The sequence below is a fragment of the Cupriavidus sp. SHE genome (assembly GCF_000812445.1).
In the GTDB taxonomy this organism is placed as follows: Bacteria; Pseudomonadota; Gammaproteobacteria; order Burkholderiales; family Burkholderiaceae; genus Cupriavidus; species Cupriavidus metallidurans.
Map to the genome: position 1 here is coordinate 47,369 of NZ_JWMB01000073.1, position 14,499 is coordinate 61,867.

The window sequence follows — 14,499 nt, forward strand, 5'->3', positions numbered from 1 at the left end:
CGCGATTGACCTCGGTGGCTACTGCCCCTGACTGGTAGCGGATGTCTGACTGCCGGCGTCCGTCGCACGCAAGGCGGTCAGTGGCTTCACCTCGGTGGCGGGCGGCGCCAGCTTGCGCAAGGCCGCGTCGCGCTCTGCCGGCGGGAGATCGCCGATCTTGCGCGCGGCCGCGTAGAAGCGGTCCCAGTCACCATCGCATTGCGCCAGCAACGCGGTAAAAGCCGGCACCCATTGCTGATACGTGGCGACAGCGGCCAGATGGGCATTGGTCAGCGGCTGCTCGAACCATCGGTCGTAGCCGCTGTAGCCGCCCCACTCGTCCTTCTTGAGGTTCGCATACGTCTGGCGCAGTTCGTCGAAGATACGCGCTTTGCCTTGCCGCTTGGCGTCGTCGTCGAGCGGCGAATGGTAAAGCTCGACCAGTTGGTCGCGCGCGCCCAGCAGCATGGTGCGGAACTGGCGCCGCCGCTTGTCGTAGATCTGATAGCTGGCGCGCACCTCGGGCGACCCTTCCTGCGCGAGCCAGCGCTCGACGCCGGCCGTCTCCACCGCCGTGGCAAATGATTCGTTGAACGCCGTGTCGTTGCGCACGTAGACCACCTGATGCGCCAGTTCGTGGAAGATCAGCCGCGCCAGTTCGCCTTCGGGCAGGTAGACAAAGGTGTTGAGCAGCGGGTCGTCGAAGTAGCCAAGCGTGGAATACGCGGGGATGCCGGCCACATAGGCCTCCAGCCCGTCACGGCGCAGCCCCAGCGCGTAGTGGTCGGCAGCTTTCTGGTCGTAGTAGCCCCGATAGGTGATGCAACCGACGATCGGAAAGCACCACTTGCGCAGATCCATCGACAGCTCGGGCGTGGCGAACACGCTCCACACCACATAGGGACGATGCAGGTTGGCGTAGCGGCGATAGCTGCCGTTGTCAGGCAGCTTTAGCTCGCGCGAGGCGTAGTCACGGATCTCGCGGGCCAGCGTCAGACGCTGGGCCAGGCGCGCATCGTGGGCGCCATTGGCCGTGGCAATGGCATCGTCGATCGGTTGTGCCTGCGCCATCACGCCGAGATGGCCGCCGATCGACTGATAGTAATAGCCGAGTGTGTCGCAGCCGGCCACCAGCAACGCCGCGCCGAGCACCGCCAGGGCACTCGCCAGGCGCCGGCGGGCCGGCCAGCGGATCATGATGCCAGCGCCTCCGCGGGCACCGGCTCCACTTCGACCAGGCAGTCGTAGAAGACCGGCGCGCGCCCCAAGTCCGTCAATCGCTGGCTGGTCAGTTCGTTGGCGTTCTTGCCATCCGGCGCGAGCTTCTTCCACCAGATCGACAGGCCGACGACCAGGCCCTGCCGGGCGCGGTCGGTCACGCGGGCGCGCGCCTGCATGCTGCCGCGATCGTTGAAGGCGCGGACCTGCGCACCATTGGCAATGCCACGCGCCGCGGCGTCGAGCGGATGGATGTCGAGATGCGGCTCGCCTTCGGTGGCGCGCAGGCTGTCGACATTGACGAACGTGCTGTTGAGGAAGTTGCGTGCCGGCGGCGAGATCATCGCCAGGGGGTAACGCGCGAACAGTTCGGGGGCCGAGGAAGGCGCTTCGTACGGCGGCACGTAGGCGGGAACGGGATCAAGCCCCTCTCGCGCCATTGTCTCCGAATAGAACTCGCACTTGCCCGATGCCGACGGGAAGCCGCCCTCGGCGAATGGCGCCTTGGCGATATTCAGTTTCTGCCAGCCCCGTGCCTTGAGGGAATCCCAGCTAATACCCGCCGCGCGCTTGTCGTCACGCAGGACGGCCTGCGATGCGATCGCCTCGTCGCTGTCGGCAAAGCAGGGCTCCGTGAATCCCATGCGCGCGGCCAGCCGGCGGAAGATCTCGGTGTTCGGCAGCGCCTGCCCGAGCGGCTCCACCGCCTGGTTGTTCGCCAGGAAGTAAGTGTGGCCGTAGGCCTTGTGCACATCAACGTGCTCGAGCTGCGTCGTGGCCGGCAGCACGATATCGGCGTAGTCGGCCGTATCGGTCCGGAAGTGTTCCAGTACAACCGTGAACAGGTCGTCGCGTCCAAACCCGGCCGCCACCTTCCCCGATTCCGGCGCCACTGCCACGGGGTTGCTGTTGTAGACCACCACGGCTTCGATCTTCGGGCCGTTGCCGGTGGTGCCGTCGTCCAGCAGCGCGTCGCCGATCGTGCTCATGTTGATCGTGCGCGGCAGGTTCGGCCAGCCAGGCAGCAGGTCGGGGCGTTGCAGCGCCGCGTTGTCGACCGGGAAGAAGCCCGACGTCGACAACAGCAGGCCGCCTGCGGCCTCGCGCCATGCACCGACCAGCGAAGGCAGGCACGCCACGGCACGCACTGCCTGGCCGCCACCGTGCACGCGCTGCATCCCGTAATTCAGGCGGATCGCCACCGGCTGGCGCTCGCGCACGGCGAGTTTGCCGTACAGCCCGGCGAGCCACTCGATGTCATCGACCGGAATCCCGCAGATCCGCGCCGCCGTTTCCGGCGAAAACTGCATCGCCCGTTCGCGCAGCGCGTCGAAGCCAACGGTATGGCGGGCGACGTAGTCGTGGTCGATCAGGTCGTCGCGAATCAGCACGTGCATCATCGCCAGCGCCAGCGCGGCGTCGGTGCCCGGCATCGGCGCGATATGACGATGGCATTTCTCCGCCGTCAGCGAGCGGTACGGGTCGATCGCCACCAGCGTCGCGCCACGGCGCTTGGCTTCCTGGGCGCGCGTCCAGAAATGCAGGTTCGACGTAATCGGATTGCTGCCCCAGATAATGATCAGCTTCGCGTCGACCACCTGCTCCATGTCCATGCCGACGCTAGCGCCGTAGGTATGGCGCAGGGCCGTGGCGCCCGCACTGGCGCAGATCGTGCGATCGAGCAGCGAGGCGCCGAGCTTGTGGAAGAAGCGCGCGGCCATGCTCTCGCCCTGTACCAGGCCCATCGTGCCGGCGTAGCTGTAGGGAACGATCGCCTCAGGATTCCGGGCGGCGATCGATGACAGCCGCCCGGCAATTTCGTCGAGCGCCTCGTCCCACGAAATTGGCTCGAACCTGCCCTCGCCCTTCTTGCCCACGCGCCGCAGCGGGGTCAACAGCCGGTCCGGGTGATAGGTGCGTTCGGTATAGCGCGAAACCTTGGTGCAGAGCACACCCTGGGTGCCCGGATGCTCGGGGTCTCCGGCGACCTTGATCGCCCGGCCGTCTTCGACGGTGACGAGCAGTGCACAGGTATCGGGGCAATCGTGGGGGCAGGCGGCGCGGACGATGCGGGTGGCCATGGCGGTATCGGCAGGCAGATAACTTCAGTGGGGCGCCCGGTGTGGGCAATGAAGTACGGCGAACGGGCCAGCGTCAGGGCGAATCGAACTTCGCCTCTTCCATGTTCCGCCATGTGACTGTGGCGCAACGGCCTCGTCCGAACATTCCCAACCGGGAGAAATTGTTTGGCTCCGATTGTATTCGATTATGATGTGCCGGCGCGTTCCGCCCCCTGGGTCGGAAAGAACCCGCAGCGACGTCAGATCGCGAGGGGACGCGGATCCGAGAAGCAACACAGCAGTAACAAGAATGGTTGACGGATTTTTTGACGGGGATTCACATGGTTTTGCAATCTAGGGTCAATCGCCGGACATTTGCCGGCCTGCTGATGGCATGCGCCATCGGTAGCTGCGGCGTGACTGGCGCCGCCTTTGCCGCCAACACCACGGCTGGCGAAACGGGGGTCACGGCCGACAGCATCCTGCTGGGCCAGTCGGCCGCGCTGTCCGGCCCCACGGCCGTGCTCGGCAAGCAGATGAACGCCGGCGCCCACCTCTACTTCGACTACATCAACAAGCAGGGCGGCGTGTTCGGCCGCAAGATCGAACTCAAGGCGCTCGACGACATGTACGAGCCGGAAGAGGCCGTCAAGAATACGAAAAAGCTGATCGAGGAAGACCGGGTCTTCGCCCTGTTCGGCTACGTGGGCACACCGACCAGCCAGGCCGTGATGCCGCTGGTCAACCAGGCACGCATCCCGTTCTTCGCGCCGTTCACGGGGGCGCAGTCGCTGCGCGACCCGCAGAGCCGCTACGTATTCCATGTGCGCGCCGGCTATGAGGAAGAAACCGCCGCGATCGTGCGCCAGATCCGTACCACCGGCCTCAAGCGCATCGTCGTGGTCTTCAACGACGACGCTTACGGCCGTGCCGGCCTCTCCGGCGTCGAGCACGCCATCAAGGCCCTGCCGGCCGACAGCGGCGTGCAACTGGTGGCCCAGGAAAGCGTGATCCGGAACACGGTGGAAATCGGCGATGCCATGCAGACGGCGATGAAGGCCAAGCCGGACGCGGTCGTGCTGATCAGCGCCTACCGCACGGTCGGCGCCTTCGTGAAGGAAGCGCTGCGACGCGGCTACAGTGGGCAGTTCTACAACGTGTCGTTCGTCGGCACCCAGGCGCTGGCCAAGGAAGTGGGGCCGCAGGGCAGCGGCGTGATCATCTCGCAGGTAATGCCGCACCCCGGCAATGCCACGCTGCCGGTGGTGCGCGAGTACCTGCGGCTGCTGCAGGCGGCTGGCAAGCAGAACGACTTCGACTACGCCAGCATCGAGGGCTTCATCGCCGCCAAGTCGTTCGTCGAGGGCCTGCGGCGCGCGGGCAAGGACCTGACGCGCGAACGCCTGGTGACGGCGCTGGAAACCATGCGTAACGTCGACCTCGGCGGCTATATCGTCCAGTTCTCGCCCGAGAGCCATGTCGGCTCGAAGTTCGTCGAGATGACGATCATCAACTCGCGGGGCGTGGTGATTCGCTGACGGCCTTTCTTGCTCCCCTCTCCCGCACTGCGTGAGAGGGGAAAGAACACTCACCCAGTCAGGTTTGATCGTTCAGATGGCACGCTGAAAACCTCAGCGGCGCGATCTCCTTCAGTACCGGCTGCTCGGTCTTGCAACGTGGCATCGCGTGCGGGCAGCGCGGATGAAAGTGGCAGCCGGTGGGCGGATTCAGCGGCGACGGAATCTCGCCCCGGATCGCCACGTAAGTCTTCTTGCCGACCTCGAGCTTCGGCGCCTCGGCCAGCAACGCCTGCGTATAGGGATGATTCGGCGCGGCGAACACCTCCTCGGTCGGCGCGGACTCCACCACACGTCCCAGATACATGATCACCACGCGGTCGCTGATGTGCTTGACCACGCCCAGATCATGGCTGATAAACAGGTACGTCAGGTTCAGTTCTTCGCGCAGGCGCATGAACAGGTTCAGCACCTGGGCCTGGATCGATACATCTAGCGCCGCCACCGATTCATCGCAGACCAGGAACTCCGGCTTGACCGCCAACGCGCGCGCAATGCCGATCCGCGCGCGCTGACCGCCCGAGAATTGGTGCGGGAAGCGGCGCAGCACGGTCGGATCCATCCCCACGCGCACGAGCATGTCTTCCACATACGCCTTCTGCGCGCCCTTCTCCACCATGCCGTGGACGACAGGCGCCTCGCCGACAATGTCGAGCACGCGCATCCGTGGATTCAGCGACGCGTACGGGTCCTGGAAAATCATCTGGATCGCAAGCTGCTTCTCGCGCTTCCGGTCTGGCGGCAGCCGGTCGAGATCCGTACCGCGCCAGAATCGTTCCCCTTCAGTCAGCGTGTGCAGGCCCACGGCCATGCGGCCCAGCGTGGACTTGCCGCAGCCCGATTCCCCCACGAGACCAACAACCTCGCCAGTGCGGATCGAGAGATCGACATGATCCACCGCATGAACGATCTCCACGCGCTGCTTCGCGCCGAAGACATTGGCGACTTTCGCCGCGATGTCGAGCGACTTGACGAAGCGCTTGGAGACGCCTCGCAGTTCCAGCAGCGGCGCCGGCGGCAGGGCCGTCTCCGCCGCCACGCCGGAGGCCAGGGCGCCCGGGGTATCCATCACATTCGAGCTCATGCGGCCTCCTGCTGGGCGTGTACCGGATGGAAGCAGCGCAACTGCCTCCCATCTGGCGACAGTTCAAGCGGCGGCTCGGTGGCACAGATCTCCGTGGCATAGGGGCAGCGCTCGCGAAACGCGCAGCCGCTCGGCAAATTCAGCAGCGATGGCGTCATGCCCGGAATCTGCCGCAGCGGCACACCACGCGGATTGCGCGACGGCGCCGAGTCGATCAGCCCATGGGTATAAGGATGCCGGGGAGCTTCTAGCACCTGCCGCACGTCGCCCGATTCGACGATCTTGCCCGCGTACATCACGCAGACCTTGTCGGCCAGCCCCGCCACAACGGAAAGGTCATGAGTGATCCAGATCAGCGCGGTGCCGGATTCGCGGCACAGCGTCTGCATTTCATACAGGATTTGCCCCTGAATCGTGACGTCGAGCGCGGTCGTCGGCTCATCGGCGATGATCAGGTCGGGCTTGTTGAGCAGGGCAATCGCAATCGCCACGCGCTGGCGCATACCGCCGGAAAACTGATGCGGATAGGCCTGCAGCCGCTCGTCTGGCGACGGGATGCCGACGCGTGCCAGCGCATTGCGCGCGCGCTCACGCGCGGCGGCCTTGCTGACATCGTCGTGCGCGCGCACGGCTTCGATCATCTGGGTGTCGATGCGCAGGACCGGGTTCAGCGTCATCATCGGGTCCTGAAAGATCATCGCGATCCGGTTGCCGCGCACGTCGCGTTGCTGCGCGGGCGTCAGCGCGCGCAGGTCGCGAGTCACGCCGTCCCGGCTGGTCAGCGCGATGCGGCCTTCCACCACTTTGCCCGGCGGATCGATCAGCCCCATGATCGAATAGCCGGTCATCGACTTGCCCGAGCCCGATTCACCGACCAGGCCCATGATCTCGCCACGGCCAACCGTGAACGACACGTCGTCCACGGCACGCGCCACGCCGGCTCGGGTAAAGAACTGCGTTTTCAGATGTTCGACGACCAGGGTTGGTTGCGTCATGTCGGCTCCTGGTCCGTTATTGCGTTTGCAGGCGCGGATTGAGCACATCGCGCAACTGGTCGGCCACGAGGTTCATCGCCACGATTGTGATCACGAGGGCGATGCCCGGGAAGAAGCTGATCCAGTACTTGCCGGACAGCATGTACTGCTGGCCATTGGCGATCAGCATCCCAAGCGACGGCTCGGTAACCGGCACACCGAGCCCTAGGAACGACAGCGTGGCTTCCAGCGTAATGGCCGACGCGACTTGCAGCGCGGCGATGACGATCAGCGGCGGTAGGCAGTTCGGCAGCAGGTGGCGGAACATGATGCGCCCCGGCGGCAGACCCAGGCAGGTGGCCGCCTCGATATACTCCTTGCGCCGCTCGACCAGCGCCGCGCTACGCGTGGTGCGCGCGTAGTAGGCCCACTGCACAGCCACCAGCGCGATGACGATGTTGCCGATGCCGGGGCGCAGGAACGCCAGCAGGATCAGCGCCAGCAGGATCGGCGGAAACGAAAGCTGCAGGTCGGCCACGCGCATGATGAAGGCCTCGGTGCGGCCGCCGATGAAGCCCGCGAGCAGGCCGAGCGTGGCGCCCAGCAGCAACGCGATCACGGTGCTGACCACCCCGACGCCCACGCTGATGCGCAGGCCGTACATCACCGCGGAGAGCATGTCGCGGCCCTGTTCGTCGGAGCCCAGCAGGAACGTCATGCCACTGCCCGCCTGCTCGCCGGGGGCCAGGCGGGCGTCGAGCACGTCCAGGGTCGCGAGGTCATAGGGATTCTGAGGCGCGAGCCATGGCGCGAATATCGCAATCAGGATGATCAGCCCAAGGATGACCAGCCCCAACATCGCGAGCTTGCTTTCCATGAACTGCCTGGCGAAGCGGCGGAACGGCGTCTGCTCTTTGGCGGTACCGGCCACCTTGGCCGCGTTTTGCGGTACGGTCGAAGTACTCATGGCTCAGCCCTTGTTGTCGGCAATCCGCACGCGCGGATCGAGCATGCTGTAGATGATGTCGACCAGCAGGTTGATCAGGATGAACAACGTCACGATCACCATCAGGTAGGCAACGATCACCGGGCGGTCCAGCAACTGGATCGAGTCGATGATGAGCTTGCCCATGCCGGGCCAGGCAAAAATGGACTCCGTGACGATCGCGAAGGCGATGATCGACCCGAACTGCAGCGCGATCACGGTCACGATCGGAATCATGATGTTCTTCAGCACGTGCACCCCGACGATGCGGGTGTTCGACAGGCCCTTGGCGCGCGCGAACTTCACGTAGTCCTGCAGCATCGCCTCCTGCGTGCCGGCGCGCGTCAGACGGATCACCATCGCGATATTCAGCAGCGACAGCGTGACGGCCGGCAGGATCAGGTGGCGGATACCGTCCACGGTCAGAAAACTCAGCGGCACACCCAGCACGCGCACCGTTTCTCCTCGGCCGTTGGATGGCAGCCATCCAAGCTGCACCGCGAAGACCATGATCAGCATCAGGCCCACCCAGAACGTGGGCAGGGAAAAGCCGAGGATCGACACGGTCATGATCGACTTGCCGGCGATGCCATTCGGCCGGAGCCCGGCCCACAACCCCAGCGGAATACCGAGCACGATCGCCAGCAGGATCGCGCACACGGCCAGCTCCAGCGTGGCGGGCATCCGCTCGAAGATCAGCTTGAGCGCGGGCGTGCCGTGCGCGAACGAGGTGCCGAGGTTACCGTGCAGCGCGTTCTGCAGGAAGATCCAGTATTGCTCCCAAAGCGGCTTGTCGAGACCGAGCGCGGCGATCGTACGTTTGATGTCTTCCTGGTCCGCCTGCGGACTGATCAGGATATCGACCGGATTCCCGATTGCGAAGACGCCAAGAAACACGAGCAGCGACATGACGAGGAGCACAACCACGCTCTGCATCAGCCGCCGGATGATGAAGACCAGCATGTTCTTACCACTATCCTTTCGCTGGCGGCCGCATGCGGCCCGTCAGCGTGTTCGCGGCCCACTGGGGCAGGCGTGGGCGGATTGCCCCGGCTGCATGGACGCAGTCGGGGCCGCGATCATACCGGAGCCATCAAAGGCCCGCGTGCGGGCAGAATCATTGCGCGCCGGCCGGCTTGAAGTTGTGCGCGTATGTCCGTTCGTCGGTACGGGGGATGTACACGATGCCCTTCTGCGTGGCCCACGTGGTCACCTGATGATGGATCGGAATGATGCCATCATCGAGGATCGCGATGGCAGTGGCTTCCTGCAACAGCTTCGAGCGCTCATTGTCATCCACGGTGGCCAGCGCCTTCTCCAGCACCACATCCATCTTCGGATTGCAGTACTCGCCCCAGTTGGTGGTACCGAAGCCCTTCTTGGAGTCCTCGCAGGCTAGCAGCGCGCGCAGCGGCGAGCTGACCTCACCGGTCTGGGCACCCCAGCCCAGCAGGCCGAACGACCATTCGTGCTTGATCCCCTTCGCTGAGTAGGTGGCCATCGGCATCCCTTCCACCTTGGTGTTGATGCCAATGCGCGTCAGGTTCTGCGCGATGGTCTGCGCGATCTTCTCGTCGTTGACGTACCGGTTGTTCGGCGTATGCAACGTCAACCCGAAGCCATTGGGGTAGCCCGCCTCGGCCAGCATCTTCTTCGCCGCCTCGGGATCGTACTTGACCGTCTTCAGCGCCGGGTTGTAGCCGAACATCGTCGGCGGCACGAGGTTATTGGTTGGCTCCGCCAGCCCTTCCATCAGACGATCCTTGATGCCCTGGCGATTGATGGCGGTGCTGATGGCAAGACGCACGCGCGGGTCCTTGAGCGGATTCTTGTCCATCGCCTGGCCGTCCTTCGTAGTCACGAACGGTGACTTGTCCCGTTTGGCGTCGAAGTACAGATAGATCACGCGATGCGAGATCTTCGAGAAGAACGAAAGCTTGGGATCGTTGCGGACTTTGGGCAGGTCCGGCGTCGGCACGTTCTCGATCGCCTGCACATCGCCCGACAGCAGCGCCGCCAGACGCGTGGCCGGGTTCGGGATGAAGCGCAGCGTCACCTTGTCCCAGGCCGGCTTTGGCCCCCAGTAGTCGGGGTTCTTGACCAGTTCGACGCGATCGTCGCGCGCGTAGCTGACGAACTTGAACGGCCCGGTGCCGATCATCCCCTTGCCCTGCGCGAAGTCGTCGGAAGACAGGCCCTGCGTGGCCTTCTTCTGCACCATGAACACCGCCGTCAGGTCGTTGAGCATCAACGGATACGGCTGGTTGGTGGTCAGCTGGATCGTGTACTTGTCGATGATCTTCTTGTTGATGATCGCCTTGGTGTACACATCGAACTTGCCCGGGCTGTTGAGAATCGTGGCAGGCCGGTCCAGTGACCAGGCGACGTCCTCGGTGGTCAGCTCCGTGCCGTCATGCCACTTGACGCCCTTTCGGATCTTGAATTCCCAGGTCAGGTTGTTGACGAGCTTCCACGACTCGGCAAGTCCGGGAATAACGCGGCTGTCCGGATCAAGCTTGATCAGGGTCTCGAACACGTGCTCGGACACGTTGATGTTCGAGAACAGGTTGTAGAAATGTGGATCCATCGAGGTCGGTGGCGAACTCATGGCGATCTTCAGATCCACGGCGTGAGCTGGCGCGGCCAAACCGAGGCCGAGGGCGCTGGTCAGCAGGACGGTGTTGATCGTCTTGCCGATGGCCTTCCTGATGTGACGAAGGGACATCGCGCGATTCTCCCAAGGGGAAGTCTTGAAATGACGGTTAGGATCAGCCACGTCGGTCGATTGCCCGTGAGGAAGGCCGCATTTTGGTGCGACGATTCTGCAAGGCAAGATGCCACGCGGCCGGCCAGGCACTTCAAGCATGAACTGTTCCAGCACTGCAATGGGTCCGCCATGCGGGGAAACCCACCCGGTTGGACGCGCCGTCGCAATGCTGCGCCGCGCCACAATCGGACCATAACTGTTGCATCGGCAATGGCTTGTGGCCGGCACCATGTGAGATCAGACAGGGATCAAGCGGGAACTAGGCGACCCATGACAAGCCGCGGCGCCGCCGCGTTTTGGCGCTTTGTGTACAGGCATCGTATGATCGGGGGTATCCAATCGCCCCATCCGCCTGGACTGGCATCATGAAGCTCATCCCCGAAATCCTGCAGGCGCAAGCCGAAATCCGAACCCTCCGACGCGACATCCACGCCCATCCCGAACTCTGCTTCCAGGAGCAGCGCACGTCCGATCTGGTGGCAAAGAGCCTCGAGTCATGGGGGATCGAAGTCCATCGCGGACTGGGCACGACGGGCCTGGTCGGCGTGATTCGCAACGGCGATAGCGGCCGCACCATCGGCCTGCGCGCGGACATGGATGCGCTGCCGCTGCAGGAGGCCAACACGTTCGGCCATCGCTCCCAACACGAAGGCAAGATGCACGCGTGCGGCCACGACGGCCATACCGCGATGTTGCTGGGCGCGGCCCGCCACCTGGCTGAGCATCGCAACTTCGACGGCACGGTTCACGTGATTTTCCAGCCCGCCGAGGAAGGCGGCGGCGGTGCGCGCGAGATGATCAAGGACGGACTGTTCGACCGCTTCCCGTGTGATGCCGTATTCGGCATGCACAACTGGCCCGGCATGCCAGTGGGCACGTTCGGCACCACGGCGGGCCCGCTGATGGCATCGAGCAACGAATTCAAGATCACGGTGCGTGGTAAGGGCGCGCACGCGGCCATGCCGAACAATGGCTGCGACCCGGTGTTCACGGGCGCGCAGATCGTGTCCGCGCTGCAGGGCATCATCACGCGCAACAAGCGCCCGATCGACGCAGCGGTGATCTCCGTCACGCAGTTCCACGCGGGCGACGCCACCAATATCGTGCCGGACTCGGCATGGATCGGCGGCACCGTGAGAACGTTCACGATCCCGGTGCTTGACCTGATCGAGCGCCGCATGGAGGAAGTCGCTCGGGCCGTGGCACAGGCGTTCGATTGCACGATCGAGTTCGAATTCAGCCGCAACTATCCCCCGACCATCAACAGTGCGGCCGAAGCCGAGTTCGCCGTGGGGGTAGCCACCGAGCTGGTGGGCGCATCGAATGTCGATGGCAACGTCGAGCCGACCATGGGCGCCGAGGATTTTTCGTTCATGCTGCAGGCAAAGCCAGGCTGCTACCTGTTTATCGGCAATGGCGAAGGATCGCACCGCGAAGCTGGCCACGGCATGGGCCCGTGCATGTTGCACAACCCGAGCTATGACTTCAACGATGAACTGCTGCCAATCGGCTCGTCGTTCTTCGTGAAGCTGGTGGAGAAGTGGCTGGCGCCGGCCTGATTCCCGGCTTTTCCTTCCGTATTGACACAACGGACGCACGATGACGCACACGCACCTGGATGACGCCACGGCGGAGCGGTTTGCCCACGTGGCGCTTGAAAACATCGCGCGTCAATATCCCTATAAGGTCGACCATCTGATGGTGGGCGCCGACGATCTGTCGGCGCCAGCCGTCATGCACCCTGTCTTTTACGGGAGCTACGATTGGCATTCATCGGTGCACATGCACTGGCTGCTTGTGCGCGTCCTGTCGCTGCGGCCTGCGCTGCCAGTCTCCGATCGGATTCGTGCGGCCCTGGACAGGCAATTGCGCCCTGAGGCAATTGCGGCTGAGCTGGCGTATTTCGAACGGCCGGCATCGCGAACGTTTGAACGGCCTTACGGTTGGGGCTGGTTCCTGAGACTGCAGGCCGAATTGCGCGCGCTTGGTGCGCGCGATGCCCAGGCAGCCCGTTGGGCCACCGCCTGCGCCCCACTGGCCGATCATCTCGCGCAGCGGCTCGTCGACTACATCGACATCGCCGACTTTCCCGTTCGCACCGGCACGCATCTCAATAGCGCATTTGCACTCATCATGGCGCTGTTCTATGCCAAGTCCGATCAACATCTTGCTTTACGCAAGGCGATCGTGCGGCAGGCGCATCGCTGGTTTGGGCATGACCAGCGTTATCCGGCACGCTATGAACCCGGTGGCGACGAGTTTCTATCAGGGGGGTTGGTCGAGGCCGTGCTAATGCGCCACGTCCTGGACGACTGCTCGTTCGGAGACTGGTGGGAGATGTTCTCGCCTGGAGAGGCCGAACTGGCGATGTGGCTCACACCAGTGACCGTCGCAGATCGGACCGATCCGAAGATGTCCCACCTCGATGGCCTGAATCTGTCCCGTGCCTGGTGTTGGCGGGTGCTGGGCCCCGGCCTGCCGCCGGTGCTCCAGCCTCTTGCGATTCGCGCATGGTCGGATCATCTCGAGGCATCGCTACCCCAAGCCGTCGAAGGGCATTACGTAGCCACCCATTGGCTGGCTACGTTCGCCCTTCTGGCCCTTACGGATTCGGCTGTCGGCTGACTTTGGTTATTCGATGGTGATATCGCCGTACCAGGACTCCGCGCGGGTCTTGGTATTGTCGGTGTCGGTCATAAGACCGACGGCAATCACCTTCCCCGGATCTGCGCCGAATGCCTTGCGATAGTCTGCGCGCAGATCCCGTTCATGGCAGCGCCACTCGCCGGTATGGCGCGTACCTGAGTCGACGATGATCATGCGTACGCGATCGGTGTGGGGGTTATTCACGACCGCACCTGGCGGCAGCCGCCCGCCCCAGATATACATCAGCGTGGCGTACGGCATTTCCCGACCGGTGGTGATGCGGGCCATTTCGTACATCAACTGATCACGTAGCGGCAGCGTGGAGCGATCGCCATCGAAGGCGACGAAGATTCGCAGCGGCGAATCCTCTCGATGGCTGACGCCATTGTCGGCAGTGCGGATGACATCGCGTGTTTTCCACATCCAGCGCAAGGCGCCGGCCTCACGCTCGACCAACGGCACGTAGAGCCCCGATGCGGAACTGTCAGCCTCTGCATGAAGCACCAGACGGTGATCGACTTCCGTCAGCGCATAGCGTGTCGGTGTCTTGTTGCGGTTGATCTTCCAGGGACGCCACCCGACGGGCATCGGGCTGGCCACATTGGAGGCCGAGAACTGCGGAAGTTGGGAGAGCGCCGGCGGCGTCGTAGGCTCGGAATCGCCGTCAGCCCCGCCTTCGGCATCTGCAGCACTCTCGCTGGCAAGATTTGCCAATTCGAGCGAATCCGGAACTACGCCTGAATTTGCATCCATCGGTCGGCTTTTTGCAGCGAACGCCTTGCAATCGCCGTCAGAGACGGCTGCCAGTTTCGATGGATCGATTGTCTGTCTTGATGTTGATGCGCAGCCTGTCAGCATCAATGCACCCACGATCATCGTGAGCGCTGGCCCAAACTTCTTGGCCATGTAACCCCCTGTACCCGTATTGCTTGCCGGCGCTTCAAGAGCCCAATTTGTGAAACATGGGCACTGTCGATCGCGGCTTTACTGTTGCGGACTACCTTGCGTCAGCAGATTGCTAACGCATGGGGAGAAACATATCAGATGCGTTTTGCCGGAGGAATCCTCCGGTACCCTGAATACAACGGGTGAAGACATGCACGTAGCAAAACCGCGCGCACAAAAGCAAAACCCCCAGCTTATGGGGCTGGGGGTTTTGGGTATAAGAGCCTGGCGATGACCTACTTTCACACGGGTAGTCCGCACTAT

At 63.7% G+C, this 14,499-nt stretch carries 11 protein-coding genes; 3 read left to right on the forward strand and 8 right to left on the reverse strand.

Features of this window, described 5'->3' with window-relative positions; genetic code table 11:
* Window positions 1-18: 18 nt before the first annotated feature.
* Complete coding sequence (locus tag RN01_RS29655; protein ID WP_011517632.1) at window positions 19-1,176, reverse strand: aminopeptidase; 1,158 nt, start codon at window positions 1,174-1,176, stop codon at window positions 19-21.
* Window positions 1,173-3,278, reverse strand: coding sequence for a molybdopterin-dependent oxidoreductase (locus tag RN01_RS29660; RefSeq protein WP_017512392.1), 2,106 nt, complete (start codon window positions 3,276-3,278; stop codon window positions 1,173-1,175). Before RN01_RS29660 ends, RN01_RS29655 begins: the two co-directional genes overlap by 4 nt.
* Before the next feature lie 320 nt (window positions 3,279-3,598).
* On the opposite strand from RN01_RS29660, the gene RN01_RS29665 reads away from it, so the two are divergent.
* On the forward strand, window positions 3,599-4,795 hold the full coding sequence (locus RN01_RS29665) for an ABC transporter substrate-binding protein (protein WP_024570934.1): 1,197 nt from the start codon (window positions 3,599-3,601) through the stop codon (window positions 4,793-4,795).
* A 58-nt stretch (window positions 4,796-4,853) separates the two neighbouring features.
* Here the strand turns inward: RN01_RS29665 and RN01_RS29670 are convergent, their stop codons facing one another.
* From RN01_RS29670 to RN01_RS29690, 5 genes are all read right to left on the reverse strand, one after another.
* Entirely contained in the window at window positions 4,854-5,903 is a 1,050-nt protein-coding gene (locus tag RN01_RS29670) for an ABC transporter ATP-binding protein (protein WP_223277359.1), read from the reverse strand.
* Window positions 5,904-5,914: 11 nt separating this feature from the next.
* A complete protein-coding gene (locus tag RN01_RS29675) occupies window positions 5,915-6,913 on the reverse strand; it encodes an ABC transporter ATP-binding protein (RefSeq protein ID WP_011517638.1) in 999 nt (332 codons plus the stop codon).
* Window positions 6,914-6,929: 16 nt separating this feature from the next.
* The gene (locus RN01_RS29680; protein ID WP_017513674.1) at window positions 6,930-7,859 is read right to left on the reverse strand and encodes an ABC transporter permease; all 930 of its coding nucleotides are present in this window, start codon (window positions 7,857-7,859) and stop codon (window positions 6,930-6,932) included.
* A 3-nt stretch (window positions 7,860-7,862) separates the two neighbouring features.
* Window positions 7,863-8,840 carry an ABC transporter permease gene (locus RN01_RS29685; RefSeq protein WP_017513675.1) on the reverse strand — a complete coding sequence of 326 codons (978 nt, stop codon included), beginning with the start codon at window positions 8,838-8,840 and terminating at the stop codon, window positions 7,863-7,865.
* Window positions 8,841-8,994: 154 nt separating this feature from the next.
* Window positions 8,995-10,602, reverse strand: coding sequence for an ABC transporter substrate-binding protein (locus RN01_RS29690; protein ID WP_017513676.1), 1,608 nt, complete (start codon window positions 10,600-10,602; stop codon window positions 8,995-8,997).
* 407 nt (window positions 10,603-11,009) lie between these two features.
* Between RN01_RS29690 and RN01_RS29695 the strand changes: the two genes are divergently transcribed.
* Window positions 11,010-12,203 carry a M20 aminoacylase family protein gene (locus tag RN01_RS29695; RefSeq protein ID WP_024570935.1) on the forward strand — a complete coding sequence of 398 codons (1,194 nt, stop codon included), beginning with the start codon at window positions 11,010-11,012 and terminating at the stop codon, window positions 12,201-12,203.
* A gap of 40 nt (window positions 12,204-12,243) precedes the next feature.
* Entirely contained in the window at window positions 12,244-13,269 is a 1,026-nt protein-coding gene (locus RN01_RS29700) for a DUF2891 domain-containing protein (RefSeq protein ID WP_024570936.1), read from the forward strand.
* Window positions 13,270-13,275: 6 nt separating this feature from the next.
* Here the strand turns inward: RN01_RS29700 and RN01_RS29705 are convergent, their stop codons facing one another.
* Window positions 13,276-14,196 carry a DUF3047 domain-containing protein gene (locus RN01_RS29705; protein ID WP_017515767.1) on the reverse strand — a complete coding sequence of 307 codons (921 nt, stop codon included), beginning with the start codon at window positions 14,194-14,196 and terminating at the stop codon, window positions 13,276-13,278.
* Between the last annotated feature and the right edge of the window lie 303 nt (window positions 14,197-14,499).

What these genes read in the sequence shown, in the direction of transcription:
- RN01_RS29685 (WP_017513675.1), bottom strand. Translation starts at nt 8,840, where the DNA reads ATGCTGGTCTTCATCATCCGGCGGCTGATGCAGAGCGTGGTTGTGCTC.
- RN01_RS29660 (WP_017512392.1), bottom strand. Translation starts at nt 3,278, where the DNA reads ATGGCCACCCGCATCGTCCGCGCCGCCTGCCCCCACGATTGCCCCGAT.
- RN01_RS29680 (WP_017513674.1), bottom strand. Translation starts at nt 7,859, where the DNA reads ATGAGTACTTCGACCGTACCGCAAAACGCGGCCAAGGTGGCCGGTACC.
- RN01_RS29665 (WP_024570934.1), top strand. Translation starts at nt 3,599, where the DNA reads ATGGTTTTGCAATCTAGGGTCAATCGCCGGACATTTGCCGGCCTGCTG.
- RN01_RS29675 (WP_011517638.1), bottom strand. Translation starts at nt 6,913, where the DNA reads ATGACGCAACCAACCCTGGTCGTCGAACATCTGAAAACGCAGTTCTTT.
- RN01_RS29700 (WP_024570936.1), top strand. Translation starts at nt 12,244, where the DNA reads ATGACGCACACGCACCTGGATGACGCCACGGCGGAGCGGTTTGCCCAC.
- RN01_RS29705 (WP_017515767.1), bottom strand. Translation starts at nt 14,196, where the DNA reads ATGGCCAAGAAGTTTGGGCCAGCGCTCACGATGATCGTGGGTGCATTG.
- RN01_RS29690 (WP_017513676.1), bottom strand. Translation starts at nt 10,602, where the DNA reads ATGTCCCTTCGTCACATCAGGAAGGCCATCGGCAAGACGATCAACACC.
- RN01_RS29655 (WP_011517632.1), bottom strand. Translation starts at nt 1,176, where the DNA reads ATGATCCGCTGGCCGGCCCGCCGGCGCCTGGCGAGTGCCCTGGCGGTG.
- RN01_RS29670 (WP_223277359.1), bottom strand. Translation starts at nt 5,903, where the DNA reads ATGGATACCCCGGGCGCCCTGGCCTCCGGCGTGGCGGCGGAGACGGCC.
- RN01_RS29695 (WP_024570935.1), top strand. Translation starts at nt 11,010, where the DNA reads ATGAAGCTCATCCCCGAAATCCTGCAGGCGCAAGCCGAAATCCGAACC.